The sequence below is a fragment of the Pseudarthrobacter sp. 1G09 genome, from assembly GCF_050038305.1.
Lineage (GTDB): Bacteria > Actinomycetota > Actinomycetes > Actinomycetales > Micrococcaceae > Arthrobacter > Arthrobacter equi.
Genome location: NZ_CP188306.1, coordinates 1 through 16,865, shown reverse-complemented (window position 1 = coordinate 16,865; position 16,865 = coordinate 1). Strand labels below are relative to the sequence as shown.

The 16,865-nt window shown below is 62.9% G+C and carries 14 protein-coding genes and 3 rRNA genes; 13 read left to right on the top strand and 4 right to left on the bottom strand.

From position 1 onward, the window contains the following. Nucleotides 1–5: 5 nt before the first annotated feature. From ACP3TD_RS00085 to ACP3TD_RS00065, 5 genes are all read left to right on the top strand, one after another. Nucleotides 6–1,097, top strand: a complete 1,092-nt coding sequence (locus ACP3TD_RS00085) for a FecCD family ABC transporter permease (protein WP_426764734.1) — start codon at nt 6–8, stop codon at nt 1,095–1,097. Between the two features lie 47 nt (nt 1,098–1,144). Continuing rightward, the gene (locus ACP3TD_RS00080) at nt 1,145–2,209 is read left to right on the top strand and encodes a FecCD family ABC transporter permease (RefSeq protein WP_426767089.1); all 1,065 of its coding nucleotides are present in this window, start codon (nt 1,145–1,147) and stop codon (nt 2,207–2,209) included. Nucleotide 2,210: 1 nt separating this feature from the next. Beyond that, nucleotides 2,211–3,035: an ABC transporter ATP-binding protein gene (locus ACP3TD_RS00075; protein ID WP_426764733.1), complete on the top strand. Its 825-nt coding sequence runs from the start codon at nt 2,211–2,213 to the stop codon at nt 3,033–3,035. After that, the gene (locus ACP3TD_RS00070; RefSeq protein ID WP_426764732.1) at nt 3,032–4,102 is read left to right on the top strand and encodes a siderophore-interacting protein; all 1,071 of its coding nucleotides are present in this window, start codon (nt 3,032–3,034) and stop codon (nt 4,100–4,102) included. Before ACP3TD_RS00075 ends, ACP3TD_RS00070 begins: the two co-directional genes overlap by 4 nt. 120 nt (nt 4,103–4,222) lie before the next feature. Next, nucleotides 4,223–5,068, top strand: coding sequence for an SGNH/GDSL hydrolase family protein (locus ACP3TD_RS00065; protein WP_426764731.1), 846 nt, complete (start codon nt 4,223–4,225; stop codon nt 5,066–5,068). Here the strand turns inward: ACP3TD_RS00065 and ACP3TD_RS00060 are convergent. Further along, complete coding sequence (locus ACP3TD_RS00060; RefSeq protein ID WP_426764730.1) at nt 5,065–5,388, bottom strand: YciI family protein; 324 nt, start codon at nt 5,386–5,388, stop codon at nt 5,065–5,067. The genes ACP3TD_RS00065 and ACP3TD_RS00060 overlap by 4 nt on opposite strands. Before the next feature lie 104 nt (nt 5,389–5,492). Here ACP3TD_RS00060 and ACP3TD_RS00055 point away from each other — a divergent pair, with 104 nt between their 5' ends. Both ACP3TD_RS00055 and ACP3TD_RS00050 read left to right on the top strand, forming a co-directional pair. Beyond that, the gene (locus ACP3TD_RS00055; protein ID WP_056078341.1) at nt 5,493–5,978 is read left to right on the top strand and encodes a MarR family winged helix-turn-helix transcriptional regulator; all 486 of its coding nucleotides are present in this window, start codon (nt 5,493–5,495) and stop codon (nt 5,976–5,978) included. Between the two features lie 56 nt (nt 5,979–6,034). Then, entirely contained in the window at nt 6,035–6,808 is a 774-nt protein-coding gene (locus ACP3TD_RS00050; RefSeq protein WP_426764729.1) for an SGNH/GDSL hydrolase family protein, read from the top strand. Here the strand turns inward: ACP3TD_RS00050 and ACP3TD_RS00045 are convergent. From ACP3TD_RS00045 to ACP3TD_RS00035, 3 genes are read right to left on the bottom strand one after another with little or no spacing between them, the layout of a single operon-like run. Further along, nucleotides 6,805–7,548 (bottom strand): FAD:protein FMN transferase, encoded by a 744-nt coding sequence (locus ACP3TD_RS00045; RefSeq protein WP_426764728.1) that lies wholly within the window; start codon nt 7,546–7,548, stop codon nt 6,805–6,807. The two genes, ACP3TD_RS00050 and ACP3TD_RS00045, sit on opposite strands and share 4 nt — an antisense overlap. A 55-nt stretch (nt 7,549–7,603) precedes the next feature. Next, entirely contained in the window at nt 7,604–8,179 is a 576-nt protein-coding gene (locus tag ACP3TD_RS00040; protein WP_426764727.1) for an FMN-binding protein, read from the bottom strand. Then, complete coding sequence (locus ACP3TD_RS00035) at nt 8,176–9,666, bottom strand: ferredoxin reductase family protein (RefSeq protein ID WP_426764726.1); 1,491 nt, start codon at nt 9,664–9,666, stop codon at nt 8,176–8,178. The genes ACP3TD_RS00040 and ACP3TD_RS00035 overlap by 4 nt, the downstream gene beginning before the upstream one ends. Before the next feature lie 339 nt (nt 9,667–10,005). On the opposite strand from ACP3TD_RS00035, the gene rpmB reads away from it, so the two are divergent. The 6 genes from rpmB (at nt 10,006) to rrf (ending at nt 16,802) form a co-directional block, all read left to right on the top strand. Further along, complete coding sequence (gene rpmB / locus ACP3TD_RS00030; RefSeq protein WP_015938871.1) at nt 10,006–10,242, top strand: 50S ribosomal protein L28; 237 nt, start codon at nt 10,006–10,008, stop codon at nt 10,240–10,242. Next, nucleotides 10,242–10,409 carry a 50S ribosomal protein L33 gene (gene rpmG / locus ACP3TD_RS00025; RefSeq protein WP_013602737.1) on the top strand — a complete coding sequence of 56 codons (168 nt, stop codon included), beginning with the start codon at nt 10,242–10,244 and terminating at the stop codon, nt 10,407–10,409. Before rpmB ends, rpmG begins: the two co-directional genes overlap by 1 nt. A gap of 2 nt (nt 10,410–10,411) precedes the next feature. Continuing rightward, entirely contained in the window at nt 10,412–10,717 is a 306-nt protein-coding gene (gene rpsN / locus ACP3TD_RS00020; RefSeq protein WP_015938870.1) for a 30S ribosomal protein S14, read from the top strand. A gap of 657 nt (nt 10,718–11,374) precedes the next feature. After that, nucleotides 11,375–12,895, top strand: a 16S ribosomal RNA gene (locus tag ACP3TD_RS00015). Nucleotides 12,896–13,397: 502 nt separating this feature from the next. Next, a 23S ribosomal RNA gene (locus ACP3TD_RS00010) occupies nt 13,398–16,524 on the top strand. Nucleotides 16,525–16,685: 161 nt separating this feature from the next. Next, a 5S ribosomal RNA gene (gene rrf / locus ACP3TD_RS00005) occupies nt 16,686–16,802 on the top strand. Together the 16S, 23S and 5S rRNA genes form the textbook arrangement of a ribosomal RNA operon. Nucleotides 16,803–16,865: the final 63 nt, after the last annotated feature.

Here is a 16,865-nt window from a genome sequence, read left to right as displayed (position 1 = left end):
GTTCCGTGACGCAGAGTTCGACGACGGCGGCCCCCCAGGCCGCAGGCCCTGGCACTGTGGTGCCGGGGGCGGCAGCCCGTGCCCCGGGGAGCGCCCGCGCGTTTCCCGGCAAGCGCGCCGCCTGGCTGCTGGCCGCCGTCGTCGTACTCGCTGTCCTGGCAGGTGCATCCCTCGCCGTCGGGGCAAGGGGCCTGCCGCTGGGCACCGTCTGGGACGCGCTCACGCAGTTCGATCCCGCCAACGGTGACCACGCAGTGGTCCACGCCCGTATTCCCCGCACCATCCTTGGCCTGCTGGCCGGCGGTGCGCTGGGCCTGGCCGGGGCCGCCATGCAGGGCGTGGCACGCAACCCCCTTGCCGATCCCGGAATCATGGGCGTCAACGCGGGGGCCGCCCTGGCCGTGGTGACCGGCATCTATGTCTTTGGCGTCGGCTCACTGTCCGGCTACATCTGGTTCGCGTTCATCGGCGCTGCCGTGGCCGCCGTCGTGGTCTATTTCATCGCGTCCCTCGGCCGGGACGGGGCCACCCCGGTCAAGCTTGCCCTGGCAGGTGCCGCACTTAACGCCGGCCTGTACTCGCTCATGAGCGTCATCCTGGTCTCCAGCCAGGACACCCTTGACAAGTTCCGCTTCTGGCAGGTGGGCGGCATTGCTGGCCGTGACTGGTCCGTGGTGCTGGCGGGGCTGCCCTTCCTGGCCGCAGGGGCCGTCATTGTGCTGTTGACGGGCCGGATCCTCAACAGCCTGGCGTTGGGTGATGACATTGCCCGCGGCCTGGGGCAGCGCGTTGGCCTCGCCCGGGGCATCACGGCCCTTGGCATCGTGCTGCTGTGCGGATCCGCCACGGCGATGGCAGGCCCCATCGCTTTCGTTGGCCTGGTCATCCCGCACGCTGTCCGCTTCCTGGCCGGCCCGGATTACCGCTGGATCCTGCCGTTCTCCCTGGTCCTGGCACCCGTGCTGCTGCTCGGCGCGGACATTGTGGGACGCGTGGTGCTGCTTCCCGGCGAGGTGCCGGCCGGCATCATGACCGCGCTGATCGGCGCCCCCGTGTTTGTGTGGCTGGTCCGCCGCGGGAAGGGAGCCGGACTGTGACCCCAACCCCCACAACCCCGGTTGCCCCATCAGATAAGGCTGCCAAAATCGCCCCTGGACGGCTCCAAGCGATAGGGCAACGCCGGGGACGGACCCTCCTGAACCGGACCGCCTTCCTGGCCGCCGGCGTCGTGATCCTCTTCTCCGTTTCCGTGCTGCTGGGCAGTTACACGGTGACCATCCCTGATTTCTTCACCATCGTCTTCAACCACCTGACCGGCGGCCCCAGGATCCCCGGTGCCAGCTTCATCGTCATGGAGAACAAGCTCCCGCGGGCGGTCATAGGAACCATGATCGGGCTGGCCTTCGGGCTGGCCGGCGCACTCTTCCAGACCATGCTCCGCAACCCCCTTGCCAGCCCGGACATCATCGGCATCAGTTATGGCGCCAGCGCCGCAGCCGTGGTGGCCATCGTGATTTTCGGCGCGTCAGGTGCAGTGGTGTCCGGCGCCGCGCTGGTGGGGGCCCTGGCCGTGGCGGGCCTGATCTACGCGATTTCCAGCGGCGGGATCCGCGGTGGCGGCCGGGGCAATGCCGCCGGCAACCGGCTGGTACTGGCCGGCGTCGGAATCGCTGCCGCCCTGCACGCCGTGGTCAACTTCCTGATGACGCGCGCTGACATCCGCACCGCCGCAGACGCCCTCGTGTGGCTCAACGGTTCCCTGAACTCCGCCAACTGGGACCGCGCCGGGATCCTGTTCCTGGCACTCGCCGTGCTCCTTCCCGCTGTGGGCGTCATCGCCGGGCCGCTGCGCATCCTGGAACTGGGCGACGACACCGCGGCAGGCCTGGGCATCCGGGTCAACGCCGCCCGCCTCGCCCTGGTCATCATCGCCGTCACCCTCGCGGCGGTGGCGACGGCGGCAGCCGGGCCGGTCTCGTTCGTCGCCTTCCTCGCCGGTCCCATCGCCCGGCGCTTCACCGGGAAAGCCAGCCTGCCGGCGTCGGCCCTGGTGGGTGCCGTCATCGTCCTGGCCGCGGACTTCCTCGCCGCCAACCTTGCCCCGCTGGTGCTGGACGGAACTGTCCTGCCGGTGGGCGTCATCACCGGCGCGCTCGGTGCCCCGTTCCTGCTGTGGCTCCTGGTCACGAACAACCGAAAGGACGCCTGACGTGGCAGTTCTGAACGCCAAGGACCTGACGCTGAAGTATGACCAGCGCTGCGTGGTGGACGGCCTCAGTGTCGAAATCCCCGAAGGCAGGGTGACCATGATCGTGGGCGCCAACGCCTGCGGAAAATCCACCCTGCTCCGCGGACTGTCCCGGCTCCTTAAACCTGCCGGCGGCGCTGTCACGCTGGACGGCAAGGACATCCACACCCGCCCCGCCCGCGAACTGGCCCGCACCCTTGGCCTGCTGCCGCAGCATCCCACCGCACCGGACGGCATCACCGTCCGCGACCTGGTGGGCCGCGGCCGGTACCCGCACCAGGGTTTCTTCCGCAGCTGGAGCGCCGGGGACTTGTCCACACATGATCTCGCGGTGCAGCGTGCGCTGGAGGCCACCGAAACGCTTGCCCTCGCGGAGCGGAACGTGGACGAACTCTCCGGAGGGCAGCGCCAGCGGGTGTGGATCGCCATGGCCCTGGCGCAGGAAACCGACATCCTGCTGCTGGACGAACCCACCACCTACCTTGACCTGGCCCACCAGGTGGAAGTCCTGGACCTCGTCACGGACCTGAACCGCAGGCGCGGCACCACCGTGGCGATCGTCCTGCACGACCTCAACCTCGCGGCACGCTACGCAGACAACGTCATCGCCATGAAGGCCGGCGCTGTGGTGGCTGAAGGTACCCCCCGCGAGGTTGTGACCGAGGACCTGGTACGCAGCGTCTTCAACCTGGAATCCCGCGTCATCCCGGATCCCGTTTCCGGAACGCCCCTGATCATTCCCATCGGCCGCCATCACGTCCCCACCGAACTGGAGCTTGTTTCATGAAGACCCGCGACGCCGCATCCACCAGGCCCATGAACACCAAGACCATGAACACTGAACCCATGACGCTGGCCTTCGAGGTCACCGTCTCATCAGTGCAGGAGCTCAGCCCCAACTTCCGCCGGATCACGTTCGGCGGCTACTGCCTCCGCGATTTCGGCGTCCACGGCGACACCCTGGACCTCCGGATCAAGCTGATGATCCCCTCCGTCGCTGCCGACGGAACGCAGATCCCCCTGCCGGTGTTCGAAATGAGCGAATCGGGCTGGTACCGCGAATGGCTGGCCATGGACCCTGCCGTGAAGGGCTCAATGCGCACCTACACTGTGCGCGACGCCCGGCTGGACGAGGTGTACCCGGAAATCGACGTCGACTTCGTCATGCACTTTGACGACCACGGAAACGGCGGACCCGCCGCCAACTGGGCCCTGAACGCCAAGCCCGGCGACGCCATCACCATCATCGGCCCCAACAACCGCGCCGCGCACTGCGTCACCGCCGAAATCTACTCCGGCATCGAATGGCGGCCGGGCCTGGCCCAGCGCGTCCTGCTCGCCGGTGACGAGACCGCCATCCCGGCCATCTCCGCCATCCTCGAAAGCCTCCCGTCCTACATGACCGGCCACGCCTTCCTCGAGGTTCCGGAAGCCGGCGACTTCCAGCAGCTCAGCTCGCCGGCGGACATCGAGATTACCTGGCTTGCCCGCGGTGCAGCGATCGGGCGGTCCCGCCCGCACGGCCAACTGCTGCAGGACGCGGTACGCAAGGCCGTTCCCGTGCCGGGCTGGGTGGGCATCAAAGCCTCCGACGCCGGCGCAGGCCCCGAGCCCGAAGACGTCAACGTGGACGAGGACATCCTCTGGGAGACCCCGTCCCGGATGGAAAGCGCCGCCATCAGCGCCACCAAGAACCCGGACATGCCTGCCGGGGCCATGCCGTTCTACGCCTGGATCGCGGGCGAAGCAGCCGTCATCAAGGACATGCGCCGGTACCTGGTGCGGGACGTGGGCATCGACCGGAAGCAGGTTGCGTTCATGGGTTACTGGCGGCAGGGCAAAGCCGAGGGGTAAGCCTTCCGGGCCCCGCCCTGGTGCGGCGGCAACGCCATTTCGCCGTCGCCACAGCAGGTCACCTGAGCGTCACCTCGGCTTTCCCTGCGCTTTCCTTAGTGCGGTTAGGTTGGGCGGGTGGTGCCCTCTGAATCTTTGCTTCCCAGTTCCGGGCGGCGGGTGTTTGTCGCCCTGGGTGACTCGTTTACCGAGGGCGTGGGGGACCGGGATGGGCGCCTGCCCAACGGGGTCCGCGGCTGGGCGGACCGGGTGGCCGAGAAGCTCGCCAAGGCGCAGCCGGGCTGGAAGTATGCCAACCTCGCCATCAGGAGCAAACGGCTCCGGCACATCATCGATGAACAACTGGAACCGGCTTTGCGGATGCGGCCGGCGCTGGTCACGCTGTACGCGGGCGGCAACGACATCCTGGACCTGAAAACTGACATGTCCACGCTCATGGCGGACTACGAGGAACTGGTGGCCCAGCTCGCCGCCACCGGGGCCACGCTGGTCCTTTTCACCGGCTTCGACGTGAAGGTTTCTGCCCTGCTCGAGCCGCTGAAGAAGCGAAACACCTTCTACAACCAGCAGGTGCGGGCCATCGCGAAGGAATACGGTGCGGTGCTGGTGGACTACTGGTGCCTGGACGCCTTCCATGACAGGCGCATGTGGGACACGGACCGGCTGCACATGTCCAAGGCCGGCCACAAGTACCTCGCCGGGCAGGTCCTGGACCAGCTGGGTGTGCCGCACAAAATCAGGCCCAAGGACTGGGAGCCGCCCACCCCGCTGACGCTGCGGGAATGGGAGCGGCGGCAACGGCGGTGGGTCCACGACTGGGTCCTGCCCCTGTTCGGGCGCAAGCTGCGCGGCGTCACCCTGGGGGATGAGCTCACGCCGCGCTGGCCCGAACCCGTCAAGGTGCCGCGCAAAGGCGGCCTGAAGAAGCTCACCGCAGGGGCGTCCGACGGCGGGGCCGCGCCTTAGCGGTTGGAGCCCGCCTCGGCCGGGGGTGCCGGCGGGTTGTCCAGCAGGATCTCGTAGCCGGGGGCAACGCGTCCTGCATGGAACTCCACCACTTCGAAGTCCGCGACACCGTTCGAATAGAAAGGGTCCTGCTGAAGGCTCGCATCCAGGACTGACCGGTCAGCCTGGGAGAGCAGCAGCCCGCCGGTCCGGGGGACTTTTCGGCCGGCGGCGATGAAGACGCCGTCGTCGAAGGCCTTCTGCAGCCAGGCGATGTGGGCGTCGTTGTGGAAGTCCACGATGTCCTGCGGAACCCGGTAGGTCAGGGAGACAACATACATGCGCCCAGATTACCGGCTTTGCCGCACCCCGGGACTGTAGACGGCCTGCGGACCGGCTTGACCGGCCTGTCCGTCGGTTGAAGGATCAATCGTAGAATGGGTGCATGACCGAACCGCGCTGGCTGAGTGCCGACGAACGCCGTGCCTGGCTGGCCCTGGTAAGCATCAACACGCTGCTGCCGGCCGCGCTGGACACCAAGCTCCATGCAGCAGGCAAGCTTTCCCTCTTCGACTACACCGTGCTGGCCATGTTGTCGGAATCGGACCAGCGGTTCCTGCCCATGAGTGAGCTCGCCGCGCGCACCAGCGCCTCCCTGTCCAGGCTTTCGCATGTGGTGACCAAGCTGCAGAAGCGCGGCTGGGTGGAACGCCGCCCGCACCCGCGCGACGCCCGGGTCACCATCGCCCACCTCACCGAGGAAGGCATGTCCACCATCGTGGGCCTCGCGCCCGGCCACGTGGAAGACGTCCGGAACCTCTTCCTCGACGCCCTCACGGAAAAAGACGTCGAGGACCTGGCCCGGATCGGTGAAAAAGTGGTGGGCCGCCTGGATTCGGACCATTGGATCCTGCGCGAAACCCAGCCCTGACCCCGGGACCCCGCCCGGGATTGGTTGCTTCCGGCAACGGGTGGCAAACTAACCGGATGGACTTCACATCCCGGTTTGTTGCCCTCGGCGATTCCTTCACGGAGGGCGTGGGCGACGACGACCCGGCCCGCCCCAACGGCGTCCGCGGCTGGGCTGACCGCGTGGCCGAGCAGCTTGGCGCGGGGGACCCCGGCTTCGGATACGCCAACCTCGCCATCCGCGGCAGGAAACTCCGGCAGATCCTCGCTGAACAGGTGGACGCCGCCGTCGAACTTAAGCCCACCCTGGTGAGCATCTACGCCGGCGCCAACGACATCCTGCGCCCCCGGATCGACATCGACGACCTGCTGGCCGAATACGACGACGGCGTCCGCAGGCTGAGTGCCACAGGCGCCACCGTGGTGATGTTCACCGGGTTCGACGCCCGCGGCTCCAAGGTTTTCGGCACCATGCGCGGCCGCACCGCCATCTACAACGAACTGGTCCGCGGGATCGCAGGGGACCATAGCGCCCTGCTGGTGGACTACTGGCGCTTCAGTGAGTACTACGACTGGGGCATGTGGGCGCGGGACCGCATGCACATGTCCGCTGCGGGGCACGCCAACATGGCCAGACGGGTGCTGGAAGTCCTCAAGTACGAGCACTCCATCGATGTTCCGCCGATGACGCCGGTTCCGCAGCTCAGCGGAACGGATGCACTGCGCGCCAACGCCCAGTGGTTCCGCGAGTACGCCGCGCCCTGGGTGGCCCGGCGGGTTACCGGCAAGTCCTCGGGCGATAACCTGGCCCCCAAGTACCCAAGGCTCACCAGGCTCCCGCAGCAGATCTAGCGGTGGAACGCCGGGGTGGCCAGGAGTGAGCCGTCGGCGTGGACTGCCAGGACCGCAACATCCCACTGGTCGGTGGCGAGATAGAGCATCGGCATCCCGCCGGAGACGATCGCCGTGGCCAGGATGTCCGCCGTCACCACGTCCGCGGCTGCAACAGTGACCTGGACGAAGTCGGAACACCCGTCCACCCGCCAGATGTGTTCGCCGCGCTCGGCCGAGCCTGACGTGGCCAGGGCTGCGTGCTCCTCGACCCCGCCCAGGGCATAGCCGCCGATCAGGGCGTGCCTGTCGGCCGGATCGACGATGCCGGCTTTCCACACTCCGCCGGAGCCCGGAACTGGTGAGCCGCTGACCAGGATGTCGCCGCCGGCATTGAGGCACCAGTCGCGGCGGCCCAAGGCAAGCAAGGACCGCCCGGCCTCGCGGATCGCGTGGCCCTTGATGAGCCCCGAAAGGTCCAAAATCCCGTCCGGTCGCTCGGGCGAGAAGGCTCCCCCGGTCAGGAGCCGCCATTCGTGCGCCTCAGCATACCGGGCGCGCATCTCCGGCGAGGCGCTGCGGAGCGTCAGTTCGCCGCCGGCCAGGCGGCTCGCCTCCGACGCCGGGCGGTACAGGCTGAACGTCTGGTCCAGTTCCTGGAACAGGCGTTCGACGACGTCGGTTGCGGCTGCGAGTTCGTCCTGGGTTTCCTGCCCTGCCGCGGGGGAGTCCGCGAAGGTCAGGCTGATGACGGTTCCCATGCACTCAAAGGTCCGTGACGAGAGGTTGGTACCCGTGTCCGATGACCGGAGCGGATCAGAGGTTCGCGGCATCGATGGCTGCCTGGAGTGAGGTGAGGTAGGCGGTGCTGGTGACGGTGGCACCGCTGATGGTCTGGACGTCCGCCGACTGTGCGGCCAACACCTCGGTCCGCAGGAGCGGCGCCGCACGGTTGCTGATCTGGATCGACTTGCGGTCGTCGTCGGTCAGGTGCAGGGCCGTCACGTCCGTGATCTTCCCTGAGGCCACAGTGATCTGGACCTGCACTGCACCGAACCTCGTCTGGACTGCGGCGCCCTGGTAGGTGCCGGCCGTTGCCGTGCCACTGCTTGAGGAGCCGGAGCTGCTCGAACTGCCTGAAGAGCTGGACCCGCTCGAGGAGCTGGACCCGCTGGAACTGCTGGAGGAGCCCGAGGACCCGGTGGTCCCGGAGCTGCCCGACGAACCCGGCCCGGACGTGCCCGTCCCTGTCGAACCCGTGGATCCTGCCGTCGTCGTACTTGAACCGGCCGCGAGGGTGCTGGCGCCCCCGGCCTGGGTGCCCGCCTGCCAGCCTGCCAGGAGGATGCCGGCGGACGCGACCGCTGCGGCGAGTGTTCCTCGTGCTTTCACCAGTCAAACCTTTCGTGATGGATCTGTTCTTCGGGGACTCCGGCCTGCCGGACGTCAGCGATGACGCTGTCCGCCCAGCCTGTGGGGCCGCAGACATAGACGTCGGATTCTGCGACGTCGGGGACGAAAGCCGTGAGCCCGTAGCCGCCCCGGACTGCTTCCTGGGGCAACCAGCTGGAGCTGACGCGTGACCTCGGGCCCGGAAGGTGGAAGAGGCGCACGCCCCGCGAGCGGCACAGGTCCAGGATTTCGCTGCTCAGGTAGAGTTCCTGCTCGGTGTGGCCCCTCAGCAGGACGCTCGCTTCGCCGGGAGCGAACGGGGTGGTTTCGAGGAGGGCCCGCAGCGGCGTGATGCCGATGCCGGCGCCGATCATCACCACTTTGTTCCGGGTCCGGGCGCCGGTGCTGAACAGCCCGTACGGACCTTCGACGGCAACCCTGGTCCCCTTCCGGAGCCGCACCAGCTGCGCGGAGCCGGCGCCAAGGTTGCGCACCGTGATGCGCAGGGTGCCTTCGCCGTGCGGTCCGGTGATGGTGGGTTCGGCGGACAGGCTGAACGGGTGCGGGTGCCACCAGATTCCAGGCGCCAGGAACCGCCAGATGAAGAAGCGTCCACCCGTTTCTGCCAGCCTGTCCAGCTGCCGGCCCGCCATGAAGATGTTGATTACGCCCGGCGCCTCAACCTCCACCCGGGACACCGTGAGCTGGTGCCGTGACGTTGCCATGATGGGTTGCAGCAGCCGGAAGTACACCAGCGCCGCACCGGTGGCGATGCAGACGGCCAGCCAGTACCAGCGCTGCCAGGTGCCTTCCGCAAACAGCCCGCCCACGCTGAACTGGTGCGGCAGGGACGTGCCCACCGCAGCGTAGGTGAGGAGGTGGACCACGTACCAGAATTCGTACGGGAAGCGGCGCCGGACCGCCACCAGGGAGGTCACCACCACGGCGATGAAGAGCACCATGGATACGAACGCAAGCCACATGTCCGGGACCTGCTGCCAGAGGGAGATGGACTCGCTGACCGGGTCAAGGCCTTCCGCCATGCCGTATCCCACGGCCAGCAGGAAGCCGTGCGCCAACAGCAGGTACAGCGAGGGTTTGCCGAGTTTGCGGTGGAACTCCAGCGCCCGGTCATGGCCGATAGTGCGGTCGACGTACGGAATCCGGGCTGCCAGCAGCAGCATCAGCAGGACCAGGTCCATGCCTGCCAAACCGGCCACGACCCCGGCCGCGGTGAATGCGGCGGCGACGGTGTTGACTCCGGCTGCACCGCCGTCGGCAAGCCAGAGGGCCACGGCGGCGGCTACGGAACCCCAGGCAATCACCGTCAGGAGGGCCGCCCTCAGCAGCCGTTGCCGGCGCTGGCGGCTGAACCACCCGCTGTTGTACTGGACGGGAAGCGGAGTGGCGGAACCGGACAGGTGCGAAGGCCCCGGCCGGCCGGAGCTGTTGTGCGCCGGAGGTGCCGGCAGGGACTGCGTTCTCATGTACCTAAGATGCGCCGCCAAGCTTTCATTCAGCTGTGAAAACGGGTGTGCGCCACCTGTGACCCCGCGGCGCTGCACGGGGCGTTCGCAGGAAGCGCTTATACACCTAAACGCCCCGGATTGGTCTTTAATTGCGCCACCTCGTAGACTTGGAAGGCGCTAAGTGCGCGGAGCGTGCGCAATTGCTCCGGTGGCCCGGTAATTTTCTCCAGGGTAGCCGGTAGTTAGGGGCTCAAGTTGCGTGACTAACCGTTCACCCTGATCACTTTGGGTCGCTCTTAGACGCATGATCCTGCAGCAGATATGCGGATCATTACATTCAATTCTTGAGGAGAAGTCATGGCAGCACACTGCCAAGTGACCGGAGCCGAGCCGGGCTTTGGGCACAGCATTTCGCACTCGCACCGCCGCAACAAGCGTCGGTTCGATCCGAACATTCAGAAGAAGCGCTACTGGGTTCCGTCCCTGCGCCGTAACGTCACGCTGCAGGTCTCTGCTCGTGGCATCAAGACCATCGACGTACGCGGCATCGACGCAGTCGTCGCCTCGATCCTGGCTCGTGGGGTGAAGCTCTAGTGGCTAAGGACAAGGACGTACGTCCGATCATCAAGCTCAAGTCGACCGCGGGCACGGGTTACACCTACGTAACCCGTAAGAACCGTCGTAACGATCCGGACCGCATGGTCCTGAAGAAGTACGACCCCAAGATCCGCCAGCACGTCGAATTCCGAGAGGAGCGCTAAACATGGCTAAGAAGTCCAAGATTGCTCGCAACGAGCAGCGCAAGGTCATCGTTGAGCGTTACGCTGCGAAGCGCCTCGAGCTGAAGAAGACCCTGGTTGACGAAAACGCAACCGACGAAGCACGCGAAGCAGCCCGCCTGGGCCTGCAGAAGCTGCCCCGCAACGCGTCCCCGATCCGTCTGCGTAACCGCGACATCATCGACGGCCGTCCCCGCGGTACCTTCCAGAAGTTCGGTATCTCCCGTGTTCGCTTCCGCGACATGGCTCACCGCGGTGAGCTCCCGGGCATCACCAAGTCTTCCTGGTAATCCAGCACCGCTGATTCCAGCTGCTTGAGAAGAGCCGGCAACCAATTGGTTGCCGGCTCTTCTGCATTTAGCCCACTCCGCGGGTGGTGGTTGGGCATGTCTCCGCCCCTGTGCGGCAGCACACACAGCGGAATTACGACGGCGGGAGGCGGCTTGGGTGCCGGCTGGGCCGTTTCACCGCGGAATCCCGGGGATGTTCTCCGCCGGGAGGGCCGGTTTGCGGTGGCGCCGCAGGGCGTGTATTGTTTTCTAAGTCGCCGCGGGGGAGACAGTGAAGAACTGATCACCGGGCGGCCAAAAACCCCAAATAAACGCCAGATTCTGGTTGCTCTTCAGGGCGCTGGAAATTGGTGGGGGCGGTCTTCAAATCGATGCGGGTCCTGAAAGATGGATTTGCTTCGGGGTGGGTGATCGGGTAACTTTGGAAAGTTGCTCCGGAGCGATCTTGGACCTTTGTGGGTTTGGGTGGTGCCGGGTGTGTCTGTTGTTTGAGAACTCAATAGTGTGCCAAGTTTGTTGATACCAATTGTTTTATTGATTGGTTGTTTTGGCTGTGTTGTCCACCCCGTGGATGGCATGGTTTTTACAGCTGGTTTCAAATTTTGTGCAGCCTGGTTCCGCGTTATTTCCGTGGTTTTTGGTTGTGTCTGTTTGTTTTCAACGGAGAGTTTGATCCTGGCTCAGGATGAACGCTGGCGGCGTGCTTAACACATGCAAGTCGAACGATGATGCCAGCTTGCTGGTGGATTAGTGGCGAACGGGTGAGTAACACGTGAGTAACCTGCCCTTGACTCTGGGATAAGCCTGGGAAACTGGGTCTAATACCGGATATGACTGATCATCGCATGGTGGTTGGTGGAAAGCGTTTGCGGTTTTGGATGGACTCGCGGCCTATCAGCTTGTTGGTGGGGTAATGGCCTACCAAGGCGACGACGGGTAGCCGGCCTGAGAGGGTGACCGGCCACACTGGGACTGAGACACGGCCCAGACTCCTACGGGAGGCAGCAGTGGGGAATATTGCACAATGGGCGAAAGCCTGATGCAGCGACGCCGCGTGAGGGATGACGGCCTTCGGGTTGTAAACCTCTTTCAGTAGGGAAGAAGCGTAAGTGACGGTACCTGCAGAAGAAGCGCCGGCTAACTACGTGCCAGCAGCCGCGGTAATACGTAGGGCGCAAGCGTTATCCGGAATTATTGGGCGTAAAGAGCTCGTAGGCGGTTTGTCGCGTCTGCCGTGAAAGTCCGGGGCTCAACTCCGGATCTGCGGTGGGTACGGGCAGACTAGAGTGATGTAGGGGAGACTGGAATTCCTGGTGTAGCGGTGAAATGCGCAGATATCAGGAGGAACACCGATGGCGAAGGCAGGTCTCTGGGCATTAACTGACGCTGAGGAGCGAAAGCATGGGGAGCGAACAGGATTAGATACCCTGGTAGTCCATGCCGTAAACGTTGGGCACTAGGTGTGGGGGACATTCCACGTTTTCCGCGCCGTAGCTAACGCATTAAGTGCCCCGCCTGGGGAGTACGGCCGCAAGGCTAAAACTCAAAGGAATTGACGGGGGCCCGCACAAGCGGCGGAGCATGCGGATTAATTCGATGCAACGCGAAGAACCTTACCAAGGCTTGACATGAACCGGAAACGCCTGGAAACAGGTGCCCCACTTGTGGTCGGTTTACAGGTGGTGCATGGTTGTCGTCAGCTCGTGTCGTGAGATGTTGGGTTAAGTCCCGCAACGAGCGCAACCCTCGTTCTATGTTGCCAGCACGTGATGGTGGGGACTCATAGGAGACTGCCGGGGTCAACTCGGAGGAAGGTGGGGACGACGTCAAATCATCATGCCCCTTATGTCTTGGGCTTCACGCATGCTACAATGGCCGGTACAAAGGGTTGCGATACTGTGAGGTGGAGCTAATCCCAAAAAGCCGGTCTCAGTTCGGATTGGGGTCTGCAACTCGACCCCATGAAGTCGGAGTCGCTAGTAATCGCAGATCAGCAACGCTGCGGTGAATACGTTCCCGGGCCTTGTACACACCGCCCGTCAAGTCACGAAAGTTGGTAACACCCGAAGCCGGTGGCCTAACCCTTTTGGGGGGGAGCCGTCGAAGGTGGGACTGGCGATTGGGACTAAGTCGTAACAAGGTAGCCGTACCGGAAGGTGCGGCTGGATCACCTCCTTTCTAAGGAGCACCTACGGTTGCTGTCCTGGATGTATGTCCGGTGGTGGTGGTTGTCAGGAGTAATGCCCGTTGCACGGACGAATGTTTCGTGGCGGGTGCTCAAGGGTGGAATATCAACAAATAGCGGCCGCGTGTTTCTTTGTCCTGTTCAGTACGGATCTGCCTTTGGGTGGTCTTGGAACGGTGGGGCGGGGGAGTGGGTGGTTTAGTGTTTGGCACACTGTTGGGTCCTGAGGCAACAGGACCGGGGAGGGCCCTTGTGGGGTTCTTGTCGGTACTTTGTTTCTGGTTTCCCTGCTGCACCGATCATGCATGGTGATCCCTTTGGGGGTTGTGTGTGGGGTGTGTGGTGTGGGGTTGTTGTTTGAGAACTACATAGTGGACGCGAGCATCTTGTATAAGAAGCAATTTCCAAGAATATGAACCTGGATCTGGTTCGTGCGCCTTTGGGTGTGCGGGACGGTTTCTGTGGTTCTCTCGTGAAGTAGTTTTTGATCTTTGTGGTCAAGTTTTTAAGAGCACACGGTGGATGCCTTGGCATTAGGAGCCGAAGAAGGACGTAGGAATCTGCGATAAGCCTGGGGGAGTCGATAACCGGACTGTGATCCCAGGGTGTCCGAATGGGGAAACCCCGCTGAGCGCGCGAGTGACTCGGTGACCCGCATCTGAACACATAGGGTGCGTGGAGGGAACGCGGGGAAGTGAAACATCTCAGTACCCGCAGGAAGAGAAAACAATAGTGATTCCGTTAGTAGTGGCGAGCGAACGCGGATCAGGCTAAACCGTTCCATGTGTGATAGCCGGCGGGCGTTGCATGGTCGGGGTTGTGGGACATTACGTGTCAGTTCTGCCGGGCTGACGGGGTGTGGGTGTGCGTATAGGTGAACGGTCTTGAAAGGCCGGCCAGAGAGGGTGTTAGTCCCGTAACTGTAATGCGTTGCACCGCCTTGTTGATGTATCCCAAGTAGTACGGGGCCCGAGAAATCCCGTGCGAATCTGTCAGGACCACCTGATAAGCCTAAATACTCCCTAATGACCGATAGCGGACCAGTACCGTGAGGGAAAGGTGAAAAGTACCCCGGGAGGGGAGTGAAACAGTACCTGAAACCGTGTGCTTACAATCCGTCGGAGCAGCCTTGTAGTTGTGACGGCGTGCCTTTTGAAGAATGAGCCTGCGAGTTAGTGTTACGTCGCGAGGTTAACCCGTGTGGGGCAGCCGTAGCGAAAGCGAGTCTGAATAGGGCGTTTGAGTGGCGTGATCTAGACCCGAAGCGAAGTGATCTACCCATGGCCAGGTTGAAGCGACGGTAAGACGTCGTGGAGGACCGAACCCACTTCAGTTGAAAATGGAGGGGATGAGCTGTGGGTAGGGGTGAAAGGCCAATCAAACTTCGTGATAGCTGGTTCTCCCCGAAATGCATTTAGGTGCAGCGTTGCGTGTTTCTTACCGGAGGTAGAGCTACTGGATGGCTAATGGGCCCTACAAGGTTACTGACGTCAGCCAAACTCCGAATGCCGGTAAGTGAGAGCGTAGCAGTGAGACTGTGGGGGATAAGCTTCATAGTCGAGAGGGAAACAGCCCAGACCACCAACTAAGGCCCCTAAGCGTGTGCTAAGTGGGAAAGGATGTGGAGTTGCGAAGACAACCAGGAGGTTGGCTTAGAAGCAGCCATCCTTAAAAGAGTGCGTAATAGCTCACTGGTCAAGTGATTCCGCGCCGACAATGTAGCGGGGCTCAAGTACACCGCCGAAGTTGTGGCATTCAAATATTAGCTAAGCCCTTGTGGTTCAGGCGTTTGGATGGGTAGGGGAGCGTCGTGTGGGCAGTGAAGTCGCGGTGGAAACCAGCGGTGGAGCCTACACGAGTGAGAATGCAGGCATGAGTAGCGAAAGACGGGTGAGAAACCCGTCCGCCGAATGATCAAGGGTTCCAGGGTCAAGCTAATCTGCCCTGGGTAAGTCGGGACCTAAGGCGAGGCCGACAGGCGTAGTCGATGGACAACGGGTTGATATTCCCGTACCGGCGAAAAACCGCCCATGTTGAACAGGGGATACTAACTGCCCGAGACCTGCCCGACCGTCCTTTGGACGGAAGGGTTTTGGTGGAGCGCAGGACCTGATCCTGGGAGGCAAGCGTATTAACAGGTGTGACGCAGGAAGGTAGCCGAGCCGGGCGATGGTTGTCCCGGTCTAAGGATGTAGGGCGAGTGGTAGGCAAATCCGCCACTCATGATGCCTGAGATCTGATGGGACCCCCGTTTGGGGGGATTTGGTGATCCTATGCTGCCGAGAAAAGCATCGACGCGAGGTTTTAGCCGCCCGTACCCCAAACCGACACAGGTGATCAGGTAGAGAATACTAAGGCGATCGAGAGAATTATGGTTAAGGAACTCGGCAAAATGCCCCCGTAACTTCGGGAGAAGGGGGGCCCCAACCTTGAACGGACTACGCGTCCGGGAGGGGATCGGGGCCGCAGAGACCAGGGGGAAGCGACTGTTTACTAAAAACACAGGTCCGTGCGAAGTCGCAAGACGATGTATACGGACTGACTCCTGCCCGGTGCTGGAAGGTTAAGAGGACCGGTTAGCCTCACGGCGAAGCTGAGAATTTAAGCCCCAGTAAACGGCGGTGGTAACTATAACCATCCTAAGGTAGCGAAATTCCTTGTCGGGTAAGTTCCGACCTGCACGAATGGAGTAACGACTTCCCCGCTGTCTCAACCATAAACTCGGCGAAATTGCAGTACGAGTAAAGATGCTCGTTACGCGCAGCAGGACGGAAAGACCCCGAGACCTTTACTATAGTTTGGTATTGGTGTTCGGAGTGGCTTGTGTAGGATAGGTGGGAGACGTTGAAGCCCGGACGCCAGTTCGGGTGGAGTCATCGTTGAAATACCACTCTGGTCACTTTGGACATCTAACTTCGGCCCGTAATCCGGGTCAGGGACAGTGCCTGATGGGTAGTTTAACTGGGGCGGTTGCCTCCTAAAAAGTAACGGAGGCGCCCAAAGGTTCCCTCAGCCTGGTTGGCAATCAGGTGTCGAGTGTAAGTGCACAAGGGAGCTTGACTGTGAGAGAGACATCTCGAGCAGGGACGAAAGTCGGGACTAGTGATCCGGCGGTACATTGTGGAATGGCCGTCGCTCAACGGATAAAAGGTACCTCGGGGATAACAGGCTGATCTTGCCCAAGAGTCCATATCGACGGCATGGTTTGGCACCTCGATGTCGGCTCGTCGCATCCTGGGGCTGGAGTAGGTCCCAAGGGTTGGGCTGTTCGCCCATTAAAGCGGTACGCGAGCTGGGTTTAGAACGTCGTGAGACAGTTCGGTCCCTATCCGCTGCGCGCGCAGGAAATTTGAGAAGGGCTGTCCTTAGTACGAGAGGACCGGGACGGACGAACCTCTGGTGTGTCAGTTGTACTGCCAAGTGCACCGCTGATTAGCTACGTTCGGATGGGATAACCGCTGAAAGCATCTAAGCGGGAAGCTCGCTTCGAGATGAGATTTCCATACACCCTCGGGTGTGAGAGGCCCCCAGCCAGACCACTGGGTTGATAGGCCGGATGTGGAAGCGAGGACTAACGACTCGTGAAGCTGACCGGTACTAATAGGCCAACAACTTACACCACACAGATACATACAAAACTCTGCTTGCGTCCACTATGTGGTTCCCAACCAACAACCCCTGTTGGCCGGAACCCACAACTAAATAACAACACCACAATGTTGTAACCACACTGGATTTCCCACACCACCCCCCACACCGGGGGTTGGTGACGGGTCAAAGGGTTACGGCGGCCATAGCGTGGGGGAAACGCCCGGTCCCATTCCGAACCCGGAAGCTAAGACCCACAGCGCCGATGGTACTGCACCCGGGAGGGTGTGGGAGAGTAGGACACCGCCGGACATAACATTGGTCGAGGCCCCAACCAGCAACGGTTGGGGCCTCCCACATTTAACACCCACCCAC